Below are 15,634 nucleotides of genomic sequence, written 5' to 3'. Positions count from 1 at the left end.
CCTCAAGATGACGATCCGCGCATATCGCGCGCGACGCAAGGGCTCCAACGAAATTAGTTGAGCTGATCCATCATGTTGCGCGATGTGTTGCATCGCTGCACAGCCGACCTCATGCCGGCGGCACGGAGGGCGTGCCGGGCGTGTCGGCCATGACGAAGCGATCGCGGCCCATGGCCTTGGCGGTATAGAGCGCCTTGTCGGCGCGCCGCAGCGCCTCGTCGAGGCTCTCGCCCGGGCGCATCAATGCGGCGCCGAAGCTCGCCGTCACCCGCGTCTCGTGCGGAATGAACCGATAGCGGCGGGCGCGAAAGGTGGATTGCAGTTTCTGGATGCGCGCGCGCACGCGGCCAGCATCGGCGCCGGGCATCAGCAGGCAGAACTCCTCGCCGCCAATGCGGCCGGCGATTTCGGCCCCCGTGGCCGCTTCCATGAGAATGGCGCCGAAGGCACGGATCGCCTCGTCGCCGGCAGCATGGCCGAAGCGGTCATTGATCGACTTGAAATAGTCGAGGTCGATCATCACGAGGCTCGCGGTCGCTCCCGCCGGCAGGGCCCGCAGGCTGGCCGTCGCGCGCTGCATGAAGGCGGCACGGTTCAGCAGTCCCGACAGCGTGTCGCGCTGGAGGCTCAGCGTCGCATTCGCCACCACCTCCGCGATCAGCACGCCGAGCAGCGCGAGCCCCAGCATCAGCGAGAGAATGGCGGCGAAGGTCTGGGAATAGCGGGCATAGACGCTGAACAGATAGTCGCGCACATCGGGCGCCTTGTCCTCGACAATGAAGCCGGCGCCGCCCTTCATCAGGAACTGCGCCGCGATCAGCACCAGCACCACCGCCAGCAGGCGATCCACCGCTCCCCGGCGTTCGGAGCGCAGCACGCTGCCCGTCGCGACGACCATCATGAGGGCGAAGGGCGATTGATAGGCGAGGCCGAAGAACATCTCACCGCGCGGCAGCCGGCTGGTGACGCCGACATGGAAGGCGAGACCGAGGGCGCCGAGCAGGAAGAGCGGCCAGATATTCGCCTGCGGCCGGTAGTGGCGGGAAAGGCCCGCCGCGATCAGCGTCAGCGCCAGCATCAGGAACGAAAACGAGACAATGGACGCCACGCGCGGCGGCACAGCGGAGGGCGCCAGCGCCTCGGTCGTCACCGTCGCCGCCGCGGCCAGAAACGCCCCCGCGCTCCACAGGCCGAGCCGGATGCCGGACCGCCAGGAAAGTCCGAGGAAGGCAAGAGCGAAGAAAATGCCGATCGAGCCGTTAATGATCAGAAGGAAGGTGGCATCCCGCATCGCTTACCCGCACTCCCAGCGAACCTTCCGCTTCGGTACGCGTCCTTGTTCGACCACGCAGCACACGCGCGCGCAAGCGGCAGGTCCGGCGGCAGATCGTGTTTCCGCTGCCCCCTGCGGTGCTTGCCTGATGTGAAGCGCCATGCGAGAGCCTAGGCATGAACGCGATGCTCGAAGCTGCCACCCTCGCCCGCGATGTGCGATCCGGGCGCCTCACCCCCACCGATGTCGCCGAGCGCTGCGCCGCAGCCATCGAGGCGAGCGAGGCGGAGATCCGCGCCTTCGCCACGCTCGACCTTGCCGCCCTGCGCGCGGCGGCCGGCCGCCCCGGGCTCGACGCGATGCCGCTCGCCGGGCTGCCGGTCGGCGTCAAGGACATCATCGACACCGCCGACCTGCCGACCGAACGTGGCTCGCCACTGTTTGCCGGCTACAGGCCGACATCAGATGCCAGCATCGTGCGCATGCTGGCGCGGGCGGGCGGCCTGCTCGCCGGCAAGACCGTGACCACTGAATTCGCCTTCATGCAGCCCTCGCCGACACGCAATCCACGGCGGAGCTCGCACACGCCGGGCGGCTCCTCCGCCGGCTCGGCCGCGGCGGTGGCTGCGGGCATGCTGCCGCTGGCGCTGGGCACGCAGACCGGCGGTTCGATCATCCGTCCGGCCTCGTTCTGCGGTGTCACCGGCTTCAAGCCTTCGTTCAAGCTGCTGCCGGTGCTGGGGCTCAAGCCCTTCGCCTGGTCGCTGGACACGCTCGGCCTGTTCGCCGCGCGGGTCGCCGACGTCGCCTTCGCCATGAGCGCGCTCACCGGACGCGACCTCGCGCTGGACGCCGACGCGCCCGCCCCGCGCTTTGCCGTTGTGAAGACCGCCCGCGCCGCGCAGGCCTCCGACGACGCGCATGCCGCGCTGGAGATGGCCGCGCACGCCGCCGCCCGCGCCGGTGCGCAGGTGGTCGAACTGGAGCTACCCGCCGAAGTCGAGGCTGGCGACGCCGCCTCCGGGATCGTGCAGGCCTATGAGGCCGCGCTGGCCTTCGCCGACGAGTGGGACCGCCACCGCGACCAGCTCTCGCCGACCCTCGCCACCTATCTTGAGGAGGCGCAACGCACCGCGCCCGAGCAATATGACGCCGCCCGGCGCACCTCCCGCCGCGCGCGCAACGCGCTCGCCGATACGCTGCACGGCTTCGACGCGGTTCTGAGCTTTTCCGCCCCCGGCGAGGCGCCGGCGGGTTACGCCACCACCGGCTCGCCGGTGTTCAACCGGCTCTGGACGCTGGCGGGAACGCCCTGCATAAATGTCGCCGGCCTCACCGGCGCCACCGGCCTGCCGATCGGCGTGCAGGTGATCGGCCGCTTCGCGCGCGACAAGACGGTGCTCAACGCCGCCCACTTCCTGGAGCGCGCCATTGCGGAACACGGAGTCGGCGGGTCATAGTTCGTTAAGCCTGTCGACTTAACCTTTGTCATCGACATGAGAACCGTCGTAAGGACGTATCGCATGCGTATCAGGGCACTTTTTCTCGGCAGCGCCGCGTGCGCCGCGCTTGCCGTCCCGGCCTTCGCGGCCGATCTTTCCTTTCCGGTGAAAGCGCCCGCGGTGGCGATCATCCCGCCCTTCTCCTGGACCGGCTTCTATCTCGGCGGCAATGCCGGCTATGGCTGGGGCGAGGGCTCGGCCAACTGGGGCAACTATCTCGACTATTATTATGGCGGCTGGGACCAGTACGGCTCGACCGGCGGCTCCGACCCCGAAGGCTGGTTTGGCGGCCTCCAGATTGGCTACAACTACCAGCTCGTGAACAACGTGGTGCTCGGCATCGAGGCCGACTTTCAGTTCGGTTCGCTCGACGACCGGCTGGACTACACCGCCAGCACCACCTCCGGCGGCCTCACCGACACCGATTTCGGCACGCTGGATTCCAAGATCGAAGCCTTGGGCACGGTGCGCGGCCGCATCGGCTATGCGTTCGACCGCTTCCTGCCCTATGCAACCGGCGGCCTCGCCTGGGGGAATGTGAAGGTGTCCGAGCGCTGGGACACCTACTATAACGGCGCCTACCAGCCCGCGCTGTCCGGCTCGGCCTCAACCAGCGAGACGCTGTGGGGCTGGACCGTGGGCGGTGGCGGCGAATATGCGGTCACCGACAACTGGACGCTGAAGGCGGAATATCTCTACGCCGATCTCGGTGACATCAACTGGGATTCCGATGCCGGCACCCGGGTCGATGTGAAGGTCCAGACCTTGAAGCTGGGCGTGAACTACAAGTTCTGAAGCGAGCCTCAGTCCGCGCCGACAAGGGCGGCCGCCGCGCTCCAGATCGCATCCTTGGCGCCGACGGCCGGCGGCGGGGCGATGACCGTGGCGGGGTTCGGGTTTCTCTGCCCGTCCGGCATCAGCACCGCGAACCAGAGTTCGCCGTCGGTGTAATAGGGATCACCGCCGCCATTGCGCCCGAACAGGGTCGGACCGAGTCCGGTCACCTGATAGATCGTGCGCACCATGCCGGCCTGCTTGAGATCGCCGATCAGCAGGTCGCGCACCGCGTCGACATTCGGGCCGATATGGTGGGTCACCGCGCCGGTATAGTGGCTCAGCCCTACGCCCCGGTCATAGGTCGCCGATCCCAGCCAGACCGGCGCGCCTTCGGCGCCCCGGTCCAGCACTTTCCAGAACCGCACATGGTCGCGCCGATCGGCGCTGCGGCCCAGTTCCTTCTCGAAGGCAAGATCCTCGACACGGCCGTCATAGTAGAGCGGGCTGACCGGGGCCTGCGGGTCCGGCCGACCGAGCACCACCGAGCCGACGATCTCGACGCTTGATTTCAGTGTCACCGGATCGGCCGCGCCCCAGCCGGCTTCGTACATCGCCCGCACCAGGTCCTCGCGGGTGCCGACGAGGCCGACATCGATCGGATCGCCGGGAATGCCCTGCTTCGTCTGCGTCACCATCGACAGATGCGCGATGCTGGGCTGGCGCTCGTGATGCGTCCATAGCCGCGGCAGGATGATATAGGCGGCCAGCGCCCAGATCACCACGACCAGCAGTGCGAGCTTGGCCGCCAACCATGCATCGCTGCTGATGACGCTCATGGGGCGACACCCGGTCCTTACTCGGCGGCGACGGACTTGTAGCGTACCGGATCATAGTTCAGCACCGGCGCCAGCCAGCGCTCGGCTTCTTCCACGCTCATGCCCTTGCGCGCCGCATAGTCCTCGACCTGATCGCGCTCGATGCGCCCGACCCCGAAATAGGCGGCGTCGGGATGCGCGAAATAGAGGCCCGAGACGGCGGCGCCTGGCCACATGGCGAAGCTCTCGGTGAGTTCCACGCCGATCTTGTTCGTCGCGTCCAGCAGGGAGAACAGCGTTGCCTTCTCGGTATGGTCGGGCTGGGCCGGATAGCCCGGCGCCGGGCGGATGCCGCGATACTGCTCCTTGATCAGCGCGTCATTGTCGAGCGCCTCGTCCGCGGCATAGCCCCAGAATTCGCGGCGCACCCGCTCATGCATGCGCTCGGCAAAGGCCTCGGCGAGGCGGTCGGCCAGCGCCTTCAGCAGGATCGAGGAATAATCGTCATGCGCCGCCTTGAAGGCTTCCGAGCGCTCATGCTCGCCAAAGCCCGTGGAGACGCAGAAGCCGCCAATATAGTCCTTCACTCCGCTCTCCGCCGGCGCGATGAAATCGCTGAGAGCGACGTTCGCCCTCCCCTCGCGCTTGGCCATCTGCTGGCGCAGCGTGTGCAGCGTGGCGAGTTGGGTGGTGCGGGTCTCGTCGGTGTAGAGCGCGATGTCATCGCCGGCCGCGTTCGCCGGCCAGAAGCCGACCACGGCGCGGGCCGTCAGCCACTTCTCGTCCACGATACGCGCCAGCATCTTCTGCGCGTCGTCGTAGAGCGCGCGAGCGGCCACGCCGACCTTCGGGTCGTCGAGGATCGCCGGGTAATGGCCGGCCAGTTCCCAGGACTGGAAGAACGGCGTCCAGTCGATATAGGGCACCAGTTCAGCGAGATCGTAGCTCTCGAACACCTTCGTCCCGAGGAATCCGGGAACCGGCGCGGCATAGGAGGAGAAGTCGAGACCCACACCGTTGGCGCGCGCATCGGCCAGCTTCACCCGCACCTTGTTCCGGTCGGATTTCGCGTGCGCGTCGGCGAGCTTCTCATATTCGGCGCGGATATTGGCGACGTAATCCGGCCGGGTGTTGTCGTTGAGCAGGCTTGAGACCACGCCCACCGCGCGCGAGGCGTCGGTGACATAGACCGCCTGCCCGCGCACATATTGCGGGGCGATCTTCACCGCCGTGTGGACGCGCGAGGTGGTTGCGCCGCCGATCAGCAGCGGCACGGAGAAGCCCTCGCGCTCCATCTCGGAGGCGACATGCACCATCTCGTCGAGCGAGGGGGTAATCAGGCCCGAAAGGCCGATCACGTCCACCTTCTGCGCCTTGGCGACCTCGAGGATCTTCGCGGTCGGCACCATCACGCCGAGGTCGATCACCTCGTAATTGTTGCACTGGAGCACGACGCCGACGATGTTCTTGCCGATGTCGTGGACATCGCCCTTCACCGTCGCCATCAGCACCTTACCGGCGGAGGAATCCTCGGTAATGCCGTTGTCGAGCTTCTCCTGCTCCATGAAGGGCATGAGATAAGCCACCGCCTGCTTCATCACGCGGGCCGACTTCACCACCTGCGGCAGGAACATCTTGCCGGCGCCGAACAGGTCGCCGACCACGTTCATGCCTGCCATCAGCGGACCTTCGATGACGTGCAGCGGCCGGGCGACGGAAAGGCGCGCCTCCTCCGTATCGGCGTCGACATAGTCGGTGATGCCGTTGACGAGGGCGTGCTCCAGCCGCTTCTCGACCGGCCAGGTACGCCAGGTCAGATCCGCCTCGCGCTTTTCCTTTCCGGCGCCACCGCGGAAACGCTCTGCGAGCGACAGCAGCCGCTCGGTGGCGTCCTCGCGGCGGTTGAGCACCACGTCCTCGCAGGCCTCGCGCAGCTCCGGCTCGATCTCGCTATAGGGCGCGAGCTGGCCGGCATTGACGATGCCCATGTCCATGCCGGCGTGGATCGCGTGGTACAGGAACACGGCGTGCATCGCCTCGCGCACCGGCTCATTGCCACGGAACGAGAAGGACAGGTTCGAGACGCCACCCGAGATATGGGCGTGCGGCAATTGCTGGCGGATCGAACGGGTTGCCTCGATGAAGGCGACGCCATAGCCGGCATGTTCCTCGATGCCGGTCGCCACCGCGAACACGTTCGGATCGAAGATGATGTCCTCGGGCGGAAAGCCCACCTCGTCGACGAGGATGCGATAGGCGCGCGAACAGATCTCGACCTTGCGCTCATAGGTGTCGGCCTGGCCCTGCTCGTCGAAGGCCATCACCACCACGGCGGCGCCATAGGCGCGCACGAGGCGGGCATGGTGCTTGAACGCCTCCACACCTTCCTTCATCGAGATGGAGTTGACGATGCCCTTGCCCTGAATGCACTTCAGCCCGGCCTCGATCACGCTCCACTTGGAGCTGTCGACCATGACCGGCACGCGGGCGATGTCCGGCTCGGCGGCGAGCAGGTTGAGGAAGGTCACCATCGCCTTCTCGGAATCGAGCAGGCCCTCGTCCATGTTGACGTCGATGATCTGCGCGCCGTTCTCCACCTGATCGCGGGCAACCGCCAGCGCGGCGGTGTAGTCGCCATTGGTGATCAGCTTGCGGAAGCGCGCGGAGCCGGTGACGTTGGTGCGCTCGCCAATGTTCACGAAGGGGATGATCGGCGTGAGTTCGAACGCCTCCAGCCCGGACAGGCGCAGGCGCGGCTCAATGTCCGGGATCACGCGCGGCGCATGCGGGGCGACCGCCTGCGCGACGGCGCGGATATGGTCCGGCGTGGTGCCGCAGCAGCCGCCGACGACGTTGACGAGGCCGGAGGCGGCGAACTCGCCGACCAGCCGCGCCATCGCCTCCGGGCTCTCGTCATAGAGGCCGAACTCGTTGGGCAGGCCGGCATTGGGATAGGCGCAGACAAACGTGTCGGCGAGGCGCGACAGCTCGTCGATATGGGCGCGCATCTCCTTGGCGCCCAGCGCGCAGTTCAGGCCGATCGAGAACGGCCGGGCATGGCTGAGCGAATTCCAGAACGCGGCCGGGGTCTGGCCCGACAGGGTGCGGCCCGACAGGTCGGTGATGGTGCCGGAGATCATCACCGGCACGCGGGCGCCCCGCTCCTCGAACAGCCGCTCGACGGCGAAGATCGCCGCCTTGGCGTTCAGCGTGTCGAAGATGGTTTCGACCAGCAACAGGTCGGCGCCACCATCCAGCAGCGCCGCCGCTTGCTCGCCATAGGCCGTGGCGAGCTCGTCGAAGGAGGTGGCGCGGAAGCCGGGATCGTTGACGTCCGGCGAGATGGAGGCGGTGCGGTTGGTCGGGCCGATGGCGCCGGCGACGAAGCGGCGGCGGCCGTCCTTCGCCTCCGCGAGGCGCGCGGCCTCCTTGGCGAGCTTCGCGCCCTCGAAATTGATCTCGTAGACCAGGCTCTCCATGCCGTAATCGGCCATGGCGATGGTGGTGCCCGAGAAGGTATTGGTCTCGACGATATCCGCGCCGGCGAGGAAATAGGCGAGATGGATGTCGCGCACCGCGTCCTGCGCCGTGAGATTCAGCAGGTCGTTATTGCCCTTCACATCCTGCGGCCAGTCCGCAAAGCGCGCACCGCGATAGCCGGCCTCGTCCAGCTTCAGCTGCTGGATCATGGTGCCCATGGCCCCGTCCAGCACCAGGATGCGCTGGGAGGCGGCGGCCCTGAGGGCGTCGAACGTTTCGGTCGGCGTGACGGTCATGGGGGCATGTCCTGCTCCCTCTCCACGCGGGGGAGAGGGTTGGAGTGGAGGCCTTGGCGCGCCCCGCTTCGAGGATGCGCGGCAAAACCCCATCAAAGTTCATCAGTACGTCGTTATTCCAGAAATGGATGACGAAATAGCCGCTGTCACGTCAACTGCTCTCTCGTCAGCCTCTCACTCACGCCGCCGCCTGGCCCGCGCCCTGCCCGGCGCCCTTGTCCTGCGGGGCGCGGATGCCCAGAAGGTGGCAGATGGCGTAGACGAGATCGGCGCGGTTCAGCGTGTAGAAGTGGAACTCGTTCACGCCTCGGTCCAGGAGGTCGAACACCTGCTCGGCCGCCACTGCCGCCGAGATCAGCTTGCGGGTCTCGGGATCGTTGTCGAGCCCCTCGAAGCGCCCGGCGAGCCAGGAAGGCATGTAGCAGCCGGTCTTCTCGGCGAAGTTCTTCGCCTGCTTGAAATTGGACACCGGCAGGATGCCCGGCACAACCGGCACGTCGATGCCGCGGGCCCGCACCTTGTCGAGATAGGCGAAATAGAGGTCGTTGTCGAAGAAGCACTGGGTGATGGCCCGCGTCGCTCCGGCATCGACCTTGGCGTTGAGGATGTCGAGATCACGCTCGAAGCTGGGGCTCTCCGGGTGCTTCTCGGGATAGGCCGAGACCGACACCTCGAAATTGGCGCTGCGGCGGATACCGGCCACGAGGTCGGCGGAGGTCTTGTAGCCGTCGGGGTGCGGCTCATAGGCTTGCCCGACGCCGCCCGGCGGATCACCGCGCAGCGCCACGATGTGGCGCACGCCGGCGTTCCAGTAGCCGCGCACCACCTCGTCGACCTCGCCCTGCGAGGCGGAGACGCAGGTGAGGTGCGCCGCGGGCGAAAGCGGCGTTTCCTTCACGATGCGCTCCACCGTGGCGTGGGTACGCTCGCGCGTCGAGCCGCCCGCGCCATAGGTCACCGATACGAATTTCGGAGCCAGAGGGGCGAGGCGCTGGATCGAGTTCCAGAGCGTGGCTTCCATTTCCGGCGTCTTGGGCGGAAAGAACTCGAACGACACCGAAATGGGCCGCCCGCCGGAGCGGCGGCTGCGGCGCTGGTCATCGGACGACATCAGGCGACCTCCTTGCTTGTCTTGTCGGCCACAGCCTCCGCGCGCATGTCGCGGGCGAGCCAGAGCGAAACGGTGAGCCGACCCTCGCCCGGCTTTCCATTAGTATCGGGCGCGAGCAGGCGATGGGATGCGAGCGAGAGGCCGGCCTGGGACAGCCAGCTCTCCATGATTTCCGGCGCGAAGCCGAGGCGGCGATGAGCGTGCTGCTCACGCAGGAATTCGAGGTCGTGCGGGTCGAAATCCACCACCAGCACCCGCCCGCCGGGCTTGAGAACCCGCGCCGCCTCCTTCAGCGCGCGGGGAACGTCCTCAAGGAAATGCAGCACCTGATGGATGACGACCACGTCGAAGGCGTCGCGCGGCAGTGCGAGATTATAGATATCGCCCTGCCGCACCGAGCAGTTGCGCACCCCGGCCCGCTCCAGATTGGCGCGGGCGACGCTCAGCATGTCGGACGACAGGTCGATGCCGACGCCGCGCTCGATCTGGCCGGCGAACAGTTCGAGAATCCGCCCGGTGCCGGTGCCGAGATCGAGCAGGCTGCCGATCGGGGCGGAGGACAGGGCACTCGCAATGGCGGCCTCCACCTCGTCGTCCGGGGCGTGAAGCCGGCGGATAGCGTCCCATTCATGGGCATGGGCGCGGAAATAGGCCTGCGCCTGCTCGGCGCGGGTGGCGCGCACGGCTTCCAGCCGCTCCCGGTCGCGCAGCAGCACCTCGTCGTCCAGGTCCATCAGGTCGAGCAGGGCGGCGGTCAACGCCGCACCCGCGGTGTCGGTGGCGCGACGGTAGAACACCCAGCTCGCCTCGCGAAACCGCTCGACAAGCCCGGCCTCGGCCAGCAGCTTGAGATGGCGCGAGATTCGCGGCTGCGACTGCCCCATGATTTCGGTAAGCTCGGAGACGGTGAGTTCGCCCTCGCCCATCAGCGCCAGAAGGCGCAGGCGCGTGTCCTCGCCGGCGGCCTTGAGGCCGTCGAGCAGCAGCGCGAAATGGAGCGGCGAGGCGGGCAAGGGAAATCTCCACGAGATATAAAGATATCTTTATGTCTTATTCGACCAGAGCGCAAGTGGCGTGCAGAGGCAAGTGGTGCGCAGAGACAAGAGGCGGGCGACGTGAGTTCCGGCAGTGACAGCGGCGATTTCGGTGTGCGCCCCGGCGAAGTGACGGTGGACCTGCCGACAGGCTTCGACGCCGGCCTGCATTTCATCGGCCGCCTGCGCACGCCGTGGAAGACCCGCGCGGAATGCCCGAAGAACGGCCGCGAATCCGATGCGGTCTGCACGGTGGAACTCGACGCGCCGTTCCATCCGGCGCTGGAAGGACTGGAAGGCACAACGCATCTGTGGCTGATGTACTGGATGGACCGCGCGCCGCGAAACCTCGTGGTTCAGGTGCCCCGGCAATATGGCCGCGGGCGCGGCACCTTTGCGCTGCGCAGTCCCGCCCGCCCGAACCCGATCGCACTGAGCGCGGTCGAGGTGCTCAAGATCGGCGCCGGCACACTCTCGGTGCGCGGGCTGGACTGCCTCGACGGCACGCCCCTCCTCGACATCAAGCCTTACTTCGCCTCGACGGACTGCCATCCGGAAGCGGTGGTCGGCTGGCATCGCACGAACGGCTAAGCGGAACCATTTCTTAGGCATAATCGTTTATGTTGCAGGAATGCAACGGCCTGCCGGCTCGCGCATCCCCGGAGGCGCTACGCCAATTATGGCGCAGTCTCGTCTTGAACCCGCCTTGTTCCTGCGTCATCTCCTGCGTCAATCACTTCAGCACATTCGCATACGGGCAATATGATGGTCGTTCGCCTTGGTTTCGTTCCCGCAGCTGCACTCGTCGTCCTGACGTCGGCCGGTGTCGCCAGCGCGCAATATTATCCCGCCGAAACGGCTGCGGAACCGACGTATTCCGCTCCGGTGGAAGACCCTCAGGTGCCTGCCGCCTATGATCCCTATGCGTCGACGAGCCAGCCGGGCGCTCCCGCCGGCGCTCAGCCGATGATCATGGCCCCGCCGGCCGGAACCGCTCCCGGCACCGGCGCGGTGGCGAATGCGCCTTATTCCAATCCCACAACCCAGCCCGAGGGCTATCCGCCGGGTGCCTATTCGGGCCAGCCGCCGGCGGGCATGGCCTCGCCCTATGGCACGCCGGCTTATGGCGCGGCACCGGCTCAGGCGGCGCCCGCGCGGGCCGCAGTCGGCGCCCCGCCCGCCGGGGTCGGCGCGCAACCGCAGAATCTCGACAATAATTACGGCGCGAACGGTTCCAGCGTCGCCATGCTGCCGCCGGAAGACCAGCCGGAGACCGGCCCGCGCAAGGCGCTGCCGTCCAACCTGCAGCGTCAGGTGGTCGATTACGCGACCACTCAGCCGCCCGGCACCATCATCATCGATACGCCGAACACCTACCTCTATTACGTGCTGCCCGGCGGCAAGGCCGAGCGCTATGGCATCGGCGTCGGTCGCGAGGGCTTCACCTGGGCCGGCACCGAGAAGATCAGCCGCAAGGCGGAATGGGCCGACTGGCGTCCGCCGGCGGAGATGATCGAGCGCCAGCCCTACCTGCCGCGCTTTATGGCCGGCGGCCCGGGCAACCCGCTCGGCGCGCGCACCATGTATCTGGGCGGCACCATCTACCGCATCCACGGCACCAACCAGCCCTCCACCATCGGCCAGTTCATGTCCTCCGGCTGCATCCGCATGCTGAACGAGGATGTCGAGGCGCTGTACGAAAAGGTGAAGGTCGGCACCAAGGTGGTGGTGATGCCGGGCAATGCGCCGGCCAAGACCGCCGAGGCGCCCATCGATGAACAGCCGCAGGTTCAGCAGGTCAGCGCACCCGCCGCTTCCGGCGTCGCGGTTCGCTGACGCACGGCAGGCCCGGACGCACGGCAGGCCCGGCCTGCGGGCCGACCTTATCCCTGATGTAGAACGCCGACCGGATCGCCTCCGGTCGGCGTTTGCATTTGCGGGGTGGTGCCACGGCGCCTTTACCGCGCGCGGCGCCACAGCCGCTGTTCGGGCACGCGCACCGTGATCTCGTCGCCGGCGGCCAGATCGCCCGCGCGCTCGACCCACGCCACCAGCCCGCGCAATCCCTTCGCCGCCTGAATGAAGGCGAGGTCCAGCCCCGCACGCTCGCCGGCATCTGGCGCACCCGCCGCAACCGCCGCGCCGGCATGGCGGCAGGGCGCGTTCTCGCCCTCCACCGCGAGCGCCGCCCCGCCGGGGAAATGCAGCCGGGTGCCGGGCGGCAGACGGGTGAACTCGGCGACTCCCTCGACAACGAGATTGGCGCCGAGCCATTCCGGCCGGATCTCGGCAAGCCCGAGCCGCTCGGCGATGCGGGCGAGTTCGTCCGGCGCGACCAGCGACACCTGCCGGCAATTGCGAATGGACGTGCCGCGCGGGTACCACGGCACGCGCGAATCGGCCGGACGGGCATGACCGGCATGGCGGTCGCCCGGCACGCCTTCCAGCGTCACCCCAAGCACGGGGACCTCACGCGTGATGAAGCCCGCCCCGTCGCCCAGCAGCGTGCGGGCCAGCCGCGCCTTGAAACGGCTGGCGGGCTCCGCCGCGACGCCAAAAAGATCGTCCATTTCCGCCATGCCAATTCTCCAGACCGATAAGCGCCCTGTTGCGGGATTTGCGGCTGCATGGCGCAGGCCGCGGCGCTAAGATACCTCATTGCCACCGGCGTATCCCGGAACCGCTCGGGGAACCGGGCGTTAAGCTGCGCCGGTGTGGCGCCAGTCAGATCGAGGTCGACCAAGATGTCCACTCCCAGTTCCATCACACCAGCCGGCTCGCTCGCCAGCCATCTCCACGAAGTGCGCGCCAAATGGGGGTGGTTCGTCGCCCTCGGGCTCATCATGGTCATCGCCGGCGCCGTCGCGCTCGGCAGTTCCTACGGGCTCGTGATCGGCACTCTGGTCTCGGTCTATTACATCGGCGCGATGATGGTGGTCGGCGGCATCGCGCAGATCTTCCATGCCTTCTCGGTGAAGGGCTGGGGCGGGTTCCTGTTCTGGCTGTTCGACGGCATTCTCTATCTCGCCGCCGGCGCGCTCGCCTTCGCCCAGCCGGACCTCGCCGCGACGGTACTGACGCTGCTGCTCGGCATCTCGCTGATCATCGGTGGCATCTTCCGCCTGTTCGCCGCCTTCAAGCTGCGGCCGGCGAAGGGCTGGGGCTGGATCCTGTTTTCGGCGGTGATCGCCATGATCCTCGGCATCGAAATCACGGTGCAGTGGCCGATCAATTCGATGTGGATACTGGGTCTTTTCCTGGGTATCGACCTCATTTTCAACGGCTTCACCATATTGATGCTCGGCCTTGGGCTGAGGAAGCACTGAGCGAGGTTGCGTGAGGCAGGCCACCGCCGCGAAAGCGATCGTGCATGAAGTTCCGGCCGGCGCGGCCAGTTCGCCGCCCCGGCCGGCGCACCCTTCAGGTGGTGGCTCGGTACCGAGCGGACGCGACCTGCGGCTCGACCTGTTCCGTGGGCTGGCCCTGTGGTTCATCTTCCTGAACCATGTGCCGAACAATGTGGTGAACTGGATCACCAACCGGAATTTCGGCTTTTCCGACGCCACCGAAATCTTCGTGTTCATCTCCGGCTACACCGCCGCGATGGTCTATGGCCGGCAGATCGACAGCAATGGCGTGATGGTGACCTCTGCCCGCATCCTGCGCCGGGCGTGGCAGCTCTATGTCGCCTTCATCTTCCTGTTCGTGATCTATCTCGCCGAAATCTCCTATGTGATCGGCTCGTTCTCCAACCCGCTCTATGCGGAGGAAATGGGCGCCCTGCAGTTCCTCTCCGAGCCGGACGTGGCGCTGGTGCAGGCGCTGATGCTGAGGTTCCGCCCCGCCAATATGGACGTGCTGCCGCTCTACATCGTGCTGCTCGGCAGCTTCCCGCCGGTGCTGTGGGCGCTGAAGAAGCGCCCGGACCTGACGCTGGCGGCCTCCTTCGCCTTCTACCTGCTCATCATCACCACCGGCTACAACCTGACGGGCTATCCCGACGACCGGCAATGGTTCTTCAACCCGTTCGCCTGGCAATTCCTGTTCGTATTCGGCGGCTGGTGCGGGCTGGGCGGCAGCGACCGGCTCGGCTTCATCGTGCAGTCGCGGGCCGCCCTTATGCTAGCAGCGCTCTATCTCGTGGTCTCGCTGCTGGTGGTGGTGAGCTGGTGGTGGTCGCCGCTCGACGGTATCGTGCCGCCGCTGATCGCCGACATCATCTACCCCATCAGCAAAACCGACCTCTCGCCGCTGCGTCTCCTGCATTTCCTCGCCCTGGCGATCGTAGTGGTACGATTGATACCAGTAGACCTGCCCGCGCTGCGCTCGAAGCTGCTGCGGCCGATGATTTTGTGCGGGCAGAATTCTCTTGAGGTTTTTTGCTTCGGAGTGTTCCTTTCTTTCGCCGCACATTTCGTATTGAACGAGATCGTCGGGACGCTGGCGATGCAGCTTTTTCTCAGCGTCATCGGCATCGTCCTGATGGTAGGTCTCTCCGTCCTCTTGTCGTGGTATGGTCGCGTCGAGCGCGAAATTGCCGCGCGTAAATTTGGTTGAACGACGCGGTTCATCGTGAAGCGCACGATTTTGGCAGTTTTCCTAGCGGCAAGCTTCGGCCTGACGGGCGGTGATCCTGTCCGGGCCGAAGGTGAGCCTGTGTGCGCCGCGCCCTCGACGCTGACGCGCGCCGGCTTCCCCCTGCCGCTGCTGGCCCGCTCGCTGTCCGACAACACGCCGACCCGGATCATCGTGCTCAACAGCGCGACGCTCTCCAAGAAATCCACACCGCCGGCCGAGAAGGACGGGCTGCCGCGCACTTTCACCAGCTTCATCGAGGAGATCCTGCGCAGCCGCTATCCCGACGGCAAGGTCGCGCTCACCACGGTGAACCTGCCGCGCGCCACCGCCGAGACCGTGGTCGCGCGCCTGCCGGAGGTGCTGGAAAAGGCAAAGCCGGCGCTGATGATCTGGCAGACCGGGACCTATGACACCATTCTGGGCGCCGACAGCCGGGCCTTTGCCGATGCCGTGGAGCACGGCATCAACCTGGCCCATGGCGCCGGCACCGACGTGATCGTGGTCGGCCCGCAATACAGCCCGCGCACCGCCTTCGCGTTCGATGTCGCGCCCTACAACAACACGCTGCGCTGGATCGCCCGCACCAACGAGGTGCCGTTCTTCGACCGCTACGACATCATGCGCTTCTGGGAACAGGAGGGCATCTTCGACTTCGACACCGCGCCTCCGCCTCCCTCGCTGTTCGAGGATGTCCATCGCTGCATCGGCCGGCTTCTGGTCGGCATGATCACCGATGGCGTCGATGCCCGCACTCTCGGTTCACGCTGA

13 protein-coding genes are annotated in these 15,634 nt (G+C 66.8%); 7 read left to right on the top strand and 6 right to left on the bottom strand.

Annotated features, from left to right (window positions below):
- Positions 1–109: 109 nt before the first annotated feature.
- A complete protein-coding gene (locus tag MKI84_RS06050) occupies positions 110–1,291 on the bottom strand; it encodes a GGDEF domain-containing protein (RefSeq protein ID WP_241617449.1) in 1,182 nt (393 codons plus the stop codon).
- Positions 1,292–1,449: 158 nt separating this feature from the next.
- Here MKI84_RS06050 and MKI84_RS06045 point away from each other — a divergent pair, with 158 nt between their 5' ends.
- Together MKI84_RS06045 and MKI84_RS06040 are read left to right on the top strand one after the other, a co-directional pair.
- Positions 1,450–2,733, top strand: a complete 1,284-nt coding sequence (locus MKI84_RS06045; RefSeq protein ID WP_241617447.1) for an amidase — start codon at positions 1,450–1,452, stop codon at positions 2,731–2,733.
- Positions 2,734–2,796: 63 nt separating this feature from the next.
- On the top strand, positions 2,797–3,570 hold the full coding sequence (locus MKI84_RS06040; protein WP_241617445.1) for an outer membrane protein: 774 nt from the start codon (positions 2,797–2,799) through the stop codon (positions 3,568–3,570).
- Between the two features lie 8 nt (positions 3,571–3,578).
- Here the strand turns inward: MKI84_RS06040 and MKI84_RS06035 are convergent, their stop codons facing one another.
- From MKI84_RS06035 to MKI84_RS06020, 4 genes are all read right to left on the bottom strand, one after another.
- The gene (locus tag MKI84_RS06035; protein WP_241617443.1) at positions 3,579–4,388 is read right to left on the bottom strand and encodes an LssY C-terminal domain-containing protein; all 810 of its coding nucleotides are present in this window, start codon (positions 4,386–4,388) and stop codon (positions 3,579–3,581) included.
- A gap of 17 nt (positions 4,389–4,405) precedes the next feature.
- On the bottom strand, positions 4,406–8,143 hold the full coding sequence (gene metH, locus MKI84_RS06030) for a methionine synthase (RefSeq protein WP_241617440.1): 3,738 nt from the start codon (positions 8,141–8,143) through the stop codon (positions 4,406–4,408).
- A gap of 178 nt (positions 8,144–8,321) precedes the next feature.
- A complete protein-coding gene (gene metF / locus MKI84_RS06025; protein ID WP_241617438.1) occupies positions 8,322–9,254 on the bottom strand; it encodes a methylenetetrahydrofolate reductase [NAD(P)H] in 933 nt (310 codons plus the stop codon).
- On the bottom strand, positions 9,254–10,267 hold the full coding sequence (locus tag MKI84_RS06020) for an ArsR/SmtB family transcription factor (protein ID WP_241617436.1): 1,014 nt from the start codon (positions 10,265–10,267) through the stop codon (positions 9,254–9,256). Before MKI84_RS06020 ends, metF begins: the two co-directional genes overlap by 1 nt.
- A gap of 102 nt (positions 10,268–10,369) precedes the next feature.
- On the opposite strand from MKI84_RS06020, the gene tsaA reads away from it, so the two are divergent.
- Entirely contained in the window at positions 10,370–10,879 is a 510-nt protein-coding gene (tsaA, locus tag MKI84_RS06015; protein ID WP_241617433.1) for a tRNA (N6-threonylcarbamoyladenosine(37)-N6)-methyltransferase TrmO, read from the top strand.
- Between the two features lie 309 nt (positions 10,880–11,188).
- Positions 11,189–12,124 carry a L,D-transpeptidase gene (locus tag MKI84_RS06010; RefSeq protein WP_241617431.1) on the top strand — a complete coding sequence of 312 codons (936 nt, stop codon included), beginning with the start codon at positions 11,189–11,191 and terminating at the stop codon, positions 12,122–12,124.
- A gap of 122 nt (positions 12,125–12,246) precedes the next feature.
- Here the strand turns inward: MKI84_RS06010 and MKI84_RS06005 are convergent, their stop codons facing one another.
- Positions 12,247–12,867 carry an MOSC domain-containing protein gene (locus MKI84_RS06005; RefSeq protein ID WP_241617429.1) on the bottom strand — a complete coding sequence of 207 codons (621 nt, stop codon included), beginning with the start codon at positions 12,865–12,867 and terminating at the stop codon, positions 12,247–12,249.
- A 165-nt stretch (positions 12,868–13,032) separates the two neighbouring features.
- Here MKI84_RS06005 and MKI84_RS06000 point away from each other — a divergent pair, with 165 nt between their 5' ends.
- The 3 genes from MKI84_RS06000 (at position 13,033) to MKI84_RS05990 (ending at position 15,634) form a co-directional block, all read left to right on the top strand.
- Positions 13,033–13,614: an HdeD family acid-resistance protein gene (locus tag MKI84_RS06000; RefSeq protein WP_241617428.1), complete on the top strand. Its 582-nt coding sequence runs from the start codon at positions 13,033–13,035 to the stop codon at positions 13,612–13,614.
- Positions 13,615–13,624: 10 nt separating this feature from the next.
- Positions 13,625–14,845 (top strand): OpgC family protein, encoded by a 1,221-nt coding sequence (locus MKI84_RS05995; protein WP_241617427.1) that lies wholly within the window; start codon positions 13,625–13,627, stop codon positions 14,843–14,845.
- Between the two features lie 99 nt (positions 14,846–14,944).
- On the top strand, positions 14,945–15,634 hold the full coding sequence (locus MKI84_RS05990; RefSeq protein ID WP_241617424.1) for an SGNH/GDSL hydrolase family protein: 690 nt from the start codon (positions 14,945–14,947) through the stop codon (positions 15,632–15,634).

Source organism: Ancylobacter gelatini (assembly GCF_022601675.1).
GTDB lineage: Bacteria > Pseudomonadota > Alphaproteobacteria > Rhizobiales > Xanthobacteraceae > Ancylobacter > Ancylobacter gelatini.
This window is presented reverse-complemented; position numbering and strand designations above follow the sequence as displayed.